We start from the raw sequence: 9,773 nt of genomic DNA, 5'->3' as shown, positions 1-9,773 counted from the left end.
GTGTTGATCTGTCAGCATGGTACGAGGCATAGCGAATAGTAAAATTGGGTTTGGCGATTTGATTTTACTACTTCGCTATTTTTTTAAGCTAAAAGTGTCAACACACCCTAATCATATTTAAGTGACAACTTGGGTATGAGGGCGACCTAATTCTGTGAATTTATTTAAGACAGCTACGCGTGCATGAATCTCATTCACTTGACTATCAGCATTCATTGAGCAGAGTTTATCGCCTAATAATTTAATGCAATGCATCTTGGTTTCAAGCAGACTTTGCCGATGATAGCCTGACCATTTTTTCCAGATTGTCCTGCCCAAACATTTAACCGTTCGAAGGAGTTCATTTCGCTCTCGTGAATGAGCTTTTATATCTTTCCAGGGCTTTGCATTTTTTCTAGGTGGAATCACTGCATACGCTTGCCGATCTGCAATGACCTGACGGCATCGTTTTGTGTCATAAGCACCATCTCTGTATAGACAGAATCGATTTGTTCATCTAAAGGGATTTGAGCAAGTAAGTCTTCCAGTACCTGTGAATCACTGACATTATTTGCGGTGAGTTGTACAGCACGTATTTGAAGGGTTTTAGCATCGATACTATTATGAAGCTTACGCCATTTGCGGCGATATTCAGGTCCATGTTTCTTACGCTTCCATTCACCTTCACCTAAAAACTTTAGGCCAGTAGAGTCTACGAGTAGACGGAGACCTCCACTACTTTTTTGATAGCCAATTGCAACATCGATATGCCTTTGTCTTCTGCACAGTGTGAAGTACGAATATCACTGATATTCGGGGCTGCTCAGCCACAATGCTTAATCAGACTTTGGACAAAGCCTGTGACCATACGCAAAGACAATTTAAATAAAGATTTGATCATTAAGCAGCATTGAATAGCCGTATCGGAGTAAGTTTGATTTCGTCCATGTTTTGCTTATGGATGAGCATACCATTGAGTCAAAGGATCAAACCAAATGGAAATATTGCCTCGATTAATTAAGGCGCGCTTATATGTGGACCAATTAGTTGTACGAAAGATTTTGGGTGTAGGTTTATTCATCTAGGAATTATACTGCGGAATAAGACCTTATCGGTAGGTTTGTGCAACAAAGCCGTTTTCAGCTTAAACCTGCACAACGTTTTACTGAATCAGATATTTCAGAAAAATAGGAAATTAACCGTACCCCCATTCGTCAGGCCTTGTATCGCTTAGAATAAGAAGACTACGTTAATGTACATTTCCGTAGGGGGTGGGAAGTCAAACCCTTGGATTTTAAGTTTTATAATGAGCTGTTTGATTTGCGCATGATTTTAGAAAAAGAAGCAGTTAAAGGCCTTTGTGAAATGGATCATGAAACATCGGAAGAGCTACAAGCGTTAAAGAGAATTTGGTTAGTTCCTGTGGAAGAGTATAAACAGGAAACCAAGCAATTGATTTTTGTATTGCCTGAGTATCGTAGACAGGGAATCGCGACAGAGCTTTGCCAGTTGTTATTTGCATATGCACAGCAACAAAATATTCAGCATTTATATTTGCATACGGATCCATTTTTACCTGCGGCAGAAAAGTTTTGGCGGTTGCAAAGTTTTAGTACAGTCAGTCGTGATCAGCTAGGTATGTACGACACGATATATATGTTGAAAAGATTATGCTTATAAAACAATATGATTGTAGCATGTTGGGCTAAATCCTAAAAATTTGATAGAAAAATTAAAAGTTGGCATTAATTTTGCTTTTTTGTGAGAAGTATGAAACTCAGAGATATTTTTTGGTATGCAAAATCAACCTATGCAAGATACTTTTATTGAAAAGCCATCTTCTGCTGCAAACGAAACACTTGAAGACTATACTTTACGTTATGCTCCATATAGTTTCCGTCGTTGGAGTCCTAAAGTCGTCGCAATTACGGCATTAGGAGGTATTGCATATCTGGCAGACTTTTCGATTGGTGCTAGCATTGGTATGACATATGGGACAACGAATGCCATTTTTTCTATTTTATTTGCTGCACTTATTATCTTTTTAACAGGTCTTCCATTAGCTTATTATGCAGCTCGCTATAATATCGATTTAGATCTGATTACGCGTGGTGCTGGTTTTGGATATTTTGGATCGGTACTGACGAGTATTATTTTTGCAAGTTTTACTTTTATTTTCTTCGCTCTCGAAGGTTCTATCATGGCTCAAGGCTTATTGCTTGGGCTCGGAATTCCTTTATGGATGGGCTATCTCATTTCTACTATTATGGTTATTCCATTGGTCATTTATGGGATGAAAGCCTTAAGTACTTTACAAGTTTGGACCACACCTATCTGGTTGATCTTAATGATTGGCCCTGTTGCTTATTTGATTTATCAAGAACCTGAGCTTGTAAGTCAATTCGCTGCTTATGCTGGAAATGGTGGTTTTGCAGCAATAGATGTGGCTGCAATTATGTTGGGTGCTGGAATTTGTTTATCTTTAATTATGCAAATTGGTGAACAAATTGATTACCTACGTTTTATGCCTGCAAAAACTAAAGAAAATAGCAAATCGTGGTGGATAGCTGTTATTTCAGCGGGTCCAGGTTGGGTAATTCTAGGCGCAATCAAACAAATTATTGGTGCTTTCCTTGGTTTTTATTTGCTGACTAAAATTCCTGGGGTGGATAGCACGGAACCTGTACAACAGTTTAACGCAGCTTTCCATGATATGCTTCCAGGTTGGTTTGCACTTACTTTAGCGGTAATTTTGGTTGTTATTTCACAAATCAAGATTAATGTAACAAATGCATATTCGGGTTCATTGGCATGGACCAGTGCTTATACACGTATCAGCAAGCATTATCCAGGTCGTATTGTATTTGTATTGGTTAACCTTGCAATTGCTCTTGCGTTGATGGAAGGTAATATGTTCGCAGTGCTTGGTAAGATTTTAGGTTTTTATTCTAATTTTGCCATTGCATGGGTTGTGGTTGTAGCGACTGATATCACAGTGAATAAATACTTACTGAAGCTCTCTCCAAAAGAACCAGAATATCGCCGTGATATGCTTTATAATATAAACCCAGTAGGTATGGTGTCATTTCTTGTCGCTGCAGGAGTCTCCATTGCAACCTTTTTTGGCATGTTGGGTGAATTTCTAATGCCATATTCACCTTTAATTGCTCTGATTTTGGGCTTTGTTTTGACCCCAATCATGGGTTTAATTACGAAAGGAAAATATTATATTAAAGCTACAGATGATGGGGTAAAAGAACCACGTTATGATGCTACTGGGCTACCTATAGCAACAGTTTATCATTGTGTGTCATGTGATGAAGATTATGAAAGACCTGATATTATGTATTCACATAAGCACAAAGGTGTTATTTGTTCTCTATGTAAGACTTTGGAAAAATAAATGATTTTTCAGATATCTGCTTTTTAATAAGCTGAATTTCGATCAAATCAATAACCCTGATGATTTTGCATCAGGGTTTTTTAATATTTATTGGGGAAAACTCTAGAAAAAGTGCGGGAAAATCTATTCTAATCCAAAGAGTGGATACAACATCCATCTCAAATAACCCGACAGCTGCTATTTTTTTCTTAAATGTCCTGACATCATTTAAATGAGAAATCATATTTTCTTGAAGTTTTCATTTGGAGTTTCTGAGCAATATATACGCTTAAATGTGGTGTATGTAGAAAAATTGGCGCAATAATTGCTTTGAACGTTGGGGTGGTGCATTTTGTGAAAGCGATTTATATTTTGAATCAATTTGAATCAAAAGCAGTCCTAAAACAAAGTCAAGCATGGAGAAAAAATGGAAATTTATACTCAACGATTAGAAGCAGTTACAGAAAATTGTGACTTTGATGTCATTGAGCTGACTTTCGATACGCGCCAAAAGAGCCGTTTTCGTGCAACTTTAAAAAATGGGGTAGATATTGGTGCAGATTTGCCACGCACAGGCATTTTACGCAGTGGATCATATATTTCGACGGAAAGCGGAAATATTCTTAAAGTTGAAGCGAAACCAGAAAAACTGATGAAAGTTTCGGCACAGCAAGAATTTGATTTATTAAAAGCTGCATATCATCTCGGCAATCGTCACGTTCCCTTAATGTTGACGCCAACAGCATTATATTTCGAACCAGATCATGTACTGGCTGAAATGGTAGTGGGTTTGGGATTAAACGTTGCAGAGGTAGATCATCCTTTTGAACCAGAAAGCGGTGCTTATGCACAACATCAACATGATCATCGCTTAAGCCCAATCAAGACTTTACATCATGTCCATCACTAATCCGTCACAACTACTCAGCTTGTTGACCTTGTCATCAACTGCGTTACCGATAGGGGCATATTGCTATTCGCAAGGTGTGGAAAGTGCCATTGATCGAGGGCTGATTCATGATGAAGCCTCCAGCATTGCTTATTTTGAAGAAGTGCTGGAAATGCTCTTGGTTCGTTTTGAGTTGCCAGTGCTGAAACGTTTAATGCAATACAGTGATGACGAAGTAAATTTTACTTACTGGGCAAACTTTTACCGCGCCAGCCGTGAGAGTAAAGAGCTACTGGCAGAATCGAAACAGTTGGCATTTTCTTTAAATGCATGGATTAGAGACGTATTAAAGCAACCCGTTAAAGTGAAAAAACAGCTGGGCTTTGTTCCAGTGTATGGAAACCTGTGTGGCACCTTGGGGCTAAATCAAACAGAAGTACTCACGGCTTATACCTTTACCCTTTTAGAAAATCAGGTCTTGGCGGCAGTTAAAACCGTACCGCTTGGACAGATGAGTGGTCAGCGTATTTTGTGGCATTTACATGCGCTTATTCCCGCAGCAATTACGCGTGCGCTGGCATTGCCAGACACAGAAATCAGTAGTGCTTTACCGCAATATGCCATGCTCAGTATGCACCACGAGACCCAATATTCAAGACTATTCAGATCATAATTTTAAGAGGAAAAAACATGTCACAACGTAGCCCATTACGTGTAGGAATTGGTGGACCAGTCGGGTCGGGTAAAACAGCGCTGACCTTGAATTTATGTCAGGCCTTGCGTGAAAAATATAATATGGCTGTCGTCACCAATGACATTTATACCAAAGAAGATTCAAACTTTTTAACCCGCAATGAAGCCATGTCTCCAGAGCGTATTGTTGGGGTGGAAACAGGTGGTTGTCCGCATACTGCCATTCGTGAAGATGCGTCTATTAACCTCGCGGCAATTGATGATTTATGTGAAAAGTTTGATGGGCTTGAGCTGATTATTATTGAAAGTGGTGGAGATAATTTGGCAGCGACATTTAGTCCTGAGCTTTCAGATTTAACCCTGTATGTGATTGATGTGGCGGGGGGAGAAAAGATTCCACGTAAAGGTGGTCCAGGCATTACCAAATCCGATTTGTTGATTATCAATAAAACCGACTTGGCACCAATGGTCGGCGCAAACCTAAGTGTGATGGACCAAGATGCTAAACGTATGCGTGGCGATAAGCCGTTCTTGTTTAGCAATATGAAAACCAAAGAAGGTTTGGAAATTATTATTTCGTTCATTGAAAAACAAGGTCTATTCAAAGCTTAATTCGGGGAAACACCATGACTTATTTAAAAAGAACTTTAGCCACTTTCGCCGCAGCTTTTCCAATGTGGGCAATGGCACATCCCGGACATGAACAACAGAATAGTTTCTTGACGGGCTTTATTCATCCATTTACTGGAATTGATCACCTCACAATGGCAATCGCTTTTGGTGTGCTGCTGTGGTCAGCGGCTAATCGTTGGAAAGTAGGCGGATTGTTGGGTTTAGTTGTGGCCATGATTGCGGGTTTTAGCCTTGGGCAGTTGCATATCGTTTCCGCAAATATTGCTGAATACGGCATTGTTTTCTCCTTATCTGTTCTTGCCATTGCCCTATGGACCAAAGCCAATCGACTGTTTGCAGTTGCGACTATGGTTTTAGCAAGTTTTCATGGTATGGCGCATGGTGCCGAATTGAGTCATTCAGGTCATGTGATCGGTTTAGTCTTCGGCATGGTTGTTGCTATGTCTTGTATCTACGCAGGTGGCTTGGGTTTAGGTGCATTGGTACAAAAATATGTGCCACATGGTAAGAAAATTGTCGGTGGAATTGCCGCAGTTGTTGCATTGATTGGTTTGGCTTAGTGATTTTTAGGTCGTTTTGATGAACAAATTTCAGCACAGCAAATTATTGGTATTGATCACGCAGAGGAAGCATGCAGGATTTAACCGTCAGTCGAACGCATGATGCTCAATTATGGTTTGCCAAGTTGGAACTCGGTTTTCAGGCTCAAAAAGAGCCTGAATGCACGGTGTTACATCACCGCAAACATTATGGTCCTGTTCGGGTACAAAAAATGCTTTGGCCTGAAAAAACAGGGGTTTGCCATGCCATTATTGTGCATCCACCTGCGGGCATTGCGGGTGGGGATCACCTGACTTTTGATATGTCTGTCGATGCGCAGGCTCATGCCTTAGTGACCACCCCGGGCGCAGGTAAATGGTACAAAACCAATGGTAAAAAGGCCTATCAGCATATCAATATTTGTTTGAATGCTGATGCTATTTTTGAATGGCTGCCGCAAGAAACCATGCTGTTTAATGGTGCGAATGCGCATTCAGAAACCATCATTCATTTGGATCATGCAGCCAGTTTTATTGGTTGGGACATGTTGGTCATTGGTCGCCAAGCACGTGAAGAGCAATTTAGTGATGGTGCCTATAGCAACCAGTTCAAATTGTTCCGTAATCAAACTTTGTTGGTGGCAGATACTTTAAGTTTTAAGGGCAATGACCGCTGGTTAAGTTCATGCCTAGGCATGCATGGTCAATCTGTGATGGGGAGTTTCTGGGCCGTGCCCCCCATGCAATATCGTGCCAGTCTAGATTTAGAACAGTATTTGGATTTAATCCGTGAACTGATGATGCGTATGGATGTACCTGTCACCTTAACGGTTTTGGATGATGTGATTTGTGCGCGCTATTTGGGGAATGATGTTCGGCAATGTCACGATGCTTTTGCTGCCATCAGAGCGAAATTAAGACGCTATTGGTACGATCTGGATGAAGAATTCCCACGTATTTGGAGAACTTAAATTCATTTTAGCCTGTAATTTCAAGACCAAATGACACAACGATTTTTGGTCATGTATAGCTCATGAGCGAAGCATCTCCACGTTTAAATAGGTAAAAGATATGGAATTAAATCCAACAGAAAAAGACAAACTTTTAATTTTTACCGCGGGTTTGGTTGCAGAGCGCCGTAAAGCACGTGGTTTAAAGCTGAATTATCCTGAAGCGATTGCGTATATTTCTGCTGCCTTGCTTGAAGGTGCACGCGATGGCATGAGCGTAAGCGAGCTGATGCACTACGGCACGACTTTACTGAGCCGCAATGATGTGATGGATGGCATCGCAGAAATGATTGTTGAAGTCCAAGTTGAAGCAACCTTTCCAGATGGTTCAAAACTGGTGACTGTACATCAACCGATTATGTAAAGAACTATAAGGAATAAAGATGATTCCAGGTGAAGTAATTACGTCAGATCGCGATATTGAGTTAAATGTTGGACGTGAAACCCTAAAAATAACGGTTGCGAACGCTGGGGATCGACCAATTCAAATTGGTTCGCATTTTCACTTTTATGAAGCCAATGATGCTTTGCAATTTGAGCGCGAGCGTGCCAAAGGCTACCGTTTGAATATTGCTGCGGGCACCGCAGTACGGTTTGAGCCGGGTCAGAGCCGAGATGTCGAATTGGTGGCACTAGCAGGAAAGCGTGAAGTGTATGGTTTTGCGGGTCGAGTGATGGGGAAACTTGACTAAGTCGGGCCATCAAAATCTTTTAAGAATTTAGAGTAATCTATGATGAAAATGTCACGTCGTGCATATGCGGAAATGTTCGGACCAACCGTAGGGGATCGTGTTCGTTTGGCGGATACGGAACTGTTTATTGAAGTCGAACAAGACCTGACCACTTATGGTGAAGAAGTTAAATTCGGTGGTGGTAAAGTCATTCGAGACGGCATGGGGCAATCCCAATTGTTGGCAGATGATGTTGCCGATACCGTCATTACCAATGCACTTATTGTCGATTGGTGGGGCATTGTGAAAGCCGATGTCGGTTTAAAGAATGGTCGTATCTGGAAAATTGGTAAGGCGGGAAATCCTGACATACAACCCAATATCACCATTCCGTTGGGAGCGGCCACGGAAGTGATTGCGGGGGAAGGTCAAATTCTAACTGCAGGCGGCATTGACACGCATATTCACTGGATTTGCCCGCAACAGGTAGAAACTGCACTCATGTCAGGTACAACCACTATGATTGGTGGCGGAACAGGTCCAGCAGCAGGGACATCCGCAACCACAGTGACACCGGGACCATGGCATATTGCGACCATGTTGCAAGCCATCGATGATTTACCTATGAATATTGGGCTATTGGGCAAAGGAAATTTGAGTTTGCCCGATCCTGTCCGCGAGCAGATTGAAGCAGGTGTGGTGGGTTTAAAACTGCATGAAGATTGGGGTTCAACCCCTGCTGCCATTGATAACTGTTTGACTGTCGCGGATGAATATGATGTGCAAGTCGCAATTCATACTGATACTTTAAACGAGAGCGGCTTTTTAGAAGAAACGTTGGCGGCATTTAAACAGCGTACCATTCACACCTATCATACTGAAGGTGCAGGTGGTGGTCATGCGCCTGATATTTTAAAAGCTATTGGTCAGGCCAACGTGTTGCCATCTTCAACCAATCCGACGCGCCCATATACGGTTAATACCATTGATGAGCATTTGGACATGCTGATGGTATGTCATCATTTAGATCCTGCGATTTCAGAAGATGTTGCATTTGCCGAAAGTCGAATTCGTCGTGAAACCATTGCCGCGGAAGATATTTTGCAAGATTTGGGCGCAATTTCCATGATGTCGTCTGATTCACAGGCAATGGGGCGTGTGGGCGAAGTGATTATTCGTACATGGCAAACCGCACATAAAATGAAAGTGCAGCGTGGACCGCTAGAAGGTGATACGCCACATACCGATAATCAGCGGGTTAAACGTTATATTGCGAAATATACAATTAATCCAGCCATTACCCACGGTTTGAGTCATGAAGTCGGCTCGGTCGAAGAAGGTAAGCTGGCAGACTTGGTGCTGTGGAAACCTGCATTTTTTGGTGTTAAACCTGCCATGATTATTAAAGGCGGTATGATTGCAGCAGCACCAATGGGGGATATTAATGCGTCCATTCCAACGCCGCAGCCTGTGCACTACCGTCCCATGTTTGGCGCAAATGCCCGCGGTGTGCATAACACCTGTATTACCTTCTTGTCTCAGGCAGGAATTAATAATGGTGTAGCGGAAAAATTAGGTCTGAAGAAAATCATTTCTGCATGTAAAAACACACGTAATATTTCAAAAGCCGATATGAAGCACAACACCTATACACCAGTGATGGAAGTTGATTCGGAAATCTACGAAGTACGGGCAGATGGCATACATTTGACCTGTGAACCAGCAGAATTATTGCCAATGGCACAGCGTTATTTCTTGTTTTAATTAGGGCCTGTTGATTTTCTGTTCAAAAAAATAGCGAGAAAGTAAAATTTAATCGCCAAACCAAATTTACTTCTCGCTATGCCTCGTACAATGCTGAATGACCAACACTGGTCTAAGTTACTTTCTATTTTCCGAAATTTTGATATCTATTCCAAATCTAATTTGAGAAATTTTGTCGAAGCAATACTTTATAGAATAAGAACAGGCTGCCCA

General features: G+C 41.4%; 10 protein-coding genes and 2 pseudogenes. 11 read left to right on the top strand and 1 reads right to left on the bottom strand.

From position 1 onward, the window contains the following. Positions 1-117: 117 nt before the first annotated feature. Positions 118-1,060, bottom strand: a pseudogene (locus tag WFH18_RS15440) (IS5 family transposase). A gap of 206 nt (positions 1,061-1,266) precedes the next feature. On the opposite strand from WFH18_RS15440, the gene WFH18_RS15435 reads away from it, so the two are divergent. The 11 genes and pseudogenes from WFH18_RS15435 to WFH18_RS15385 all read left to right on the top strand — a co-directional run. Then, positions 1,267-1,659 (top strand): GNAT family N-acetyltransferase, encoded by a 393-nt coding sequence (locus tag WFH18_RS15435; protein WP_005100604.1) that lies wholly within the window; start codon positions 1,267-1,269, stop codon positions 1,657-1,659. A 115-nt stretch (positions 1,660-1,774) separates the two neighbouring features. Next, on the top strand, positions 1,775-3,382 hold the full coding sequence (locus tag WFH18_RS15430; RefSeq protein ID WP_005100602.1) for a purine-cytosine permease family protein: 1,608 nt from the start codon (positions 1,775-1,777) through the stop codon (positions 3,380-3,382). A gap of 406 nt (positions 3,383-3,788) precedes the next feature. Beyond that, entirely contained in the window at positions 3,789-4,271 is a 483-nt protein-coding gene (gene ureE / locus WFH18_RS15425) for an urease accessory protein UreE (RefSeq protein ID WP_005100601.1), read from the top strand. Beyond that, complete coding sequence (locus tag WFH18_RS15420; protein WP_005100599.1) at positions 4,258-4,923, top strand: urease accessory protein UreF; 666 nt, start codon at positions 4,258-4,260, stop codon at positions 4,921-4,923. Before ureE ends, WFH18_RS15420 begins: the two co-directional genes overlap by 14 nt. Positions 4,924-4,940: 17 nt before the next feature. Next, entirely contained in the window at positions 4,941-5,555 is a 615-nt protein-coding gene (ureG, locus tag WFH18_RS15415; RefSeq protein WP_005100598.1) for an urease accessory protein UreG, read from the top strand. A gap of 14 nt (positions 5,556-5,569) precedes the next feature. Further along, positions 5,570-6,136, top strand: a complete 567-nt coding sequence (locus WFH18_RS15410; protein ID WP_005100597.1) for a HupE/UreJ family protein — start codon at positions 5,570-5,572, stop codon at positions 6,134-6,136. 71 nt (positions 6,137-6,207) lie between these two features. Continuing rightward, complete coding sequence (locus WFH18_RS15405; RefSeq protein WP_005100596.1) at positions 6,208-7,086, top strand: urease accessory protein UreD; 879 nt, start codon at positions 6,208-6,210, stop codon at positions 7,084-7,086. Positions 7,087-7,186: 100 nt separating this feature from the next. Beyond that, entirely contained in the window at positions 7,187-7,489 is a 303-nt protein-coding gene (gene ureA, locus WFH18_RS15400) for an urease subunit gamma (protein WP_000422459.1), read from the top strand. Positions 7,490-7,508: 19 nt separating this feature from the next. Further along, entirely contained in the window at positions 7,509-7,817 is a 309-nt protein-coding gene (locus tag WFH18_RS15395; RefSeq protein ID WP_005100595.1) for an urease subunit beta, read from the top strand. A 42-nt stretch (positions 7,818-7,859) separates the two neighbouring features. Next, positions 7,860-9,560, top strand: coding sequence for an urease subunit alpha (ureC, locus tag WFH18_RS15390; RefSeq protein ID WP_026056539.1), 1,701 nt, complete (start codon positions 7,860-7,862; stop codon positions 9,558-9,560). Positions 9,561-9,638: 78 nt separating this feature from the next. Continuing rightward, positions 9,639-9,773: pseudogene (locus WFH18_RS15385) on the top strand (IS5/IS1182 family transposase); the annotation flags it as partial.

Origin of the sequence: Acinetobacter sp. USHLN143 (genome assembly GCF_037145695.1) — a bacterium.
Lineage (GTDB): Bacteria > Pseudomonadota > Gammaproteobacteria > Pseudomonadales > Moraxellaceae > Acinetobacter > Acinetobacter fasciculus.
Note: the sequence above shows the minus strand (reverse complement) of the source record. Positions and strands in the feature narration are given on the sequence as shown.

What these genes read in the sequence shown, in the direction of transcription:
- WFH18_RS15420 (WP_005100599.1), top strand. Translation starts at nt 4,258, where the DNA reads ATGTCCATCACTAATCCGTCACAACTACTCAGCTTGTTGACCTTGTCA.
- ureE (WP_005100601.1), top strand. Translation starts at nt 3,789, where the DNA reads ATGGAAATTTATACTCAACGATTAGAAGCAGTTACAGAAAATTGTGAC.
- ureG (WP_005100598.1), top strand. Translation starts at nt 4,941, where the DNA reads ATGTCACAACGTAGCCCATTACGTGTAGGAATTGGTGGACCAGTCGGG.
- ureC (WP_026056539.1), top strand. Translation starts at nt 7,860, where the DNA reads ATGAAAATGTCACGTCGTGCATATGCGGAAATGTTCGGACCAACCGTA.
- WFH18_RS15405 (WP_005100596.1), top strand. Translation starts at nt 6,208, where the DNA reads ATGCAGGATTTAACCGTCAGTCGAACGCATGATGCTCAATTATGGTTT.
- WFH18_RS15395 (WP_005100595.1), top strand. Translation starts at nt 7,509, where the DNA reads ATGATTCCAGGTGAAGTAATTACGTCAGATCGCGATATTGAGTTAAAT.
- ureA (WP_000422459.1), top strand. Translation starts at nt 7,187, where the DNA reads ATGGAATTAAATCCAACAGAAAAAGACAAACTTTTAATTTTTACCGCG.
- WFH18_RS15410 (WP_005100597.1), top strand. Translation starts at nt 5,570, where the DNA reads ATGACTTATTTAAAAAGAACTTTAGCCACTTTCGCCGCAGCTTTTCCA.
- WFH18_RS15430 (WP_005100602.1), top strand. Translation starts at nt 1,775, where the DNA reads ATGCAAAATCAACCTATGCAAGATACTTTTATTGAAAAGCCATCTTCT.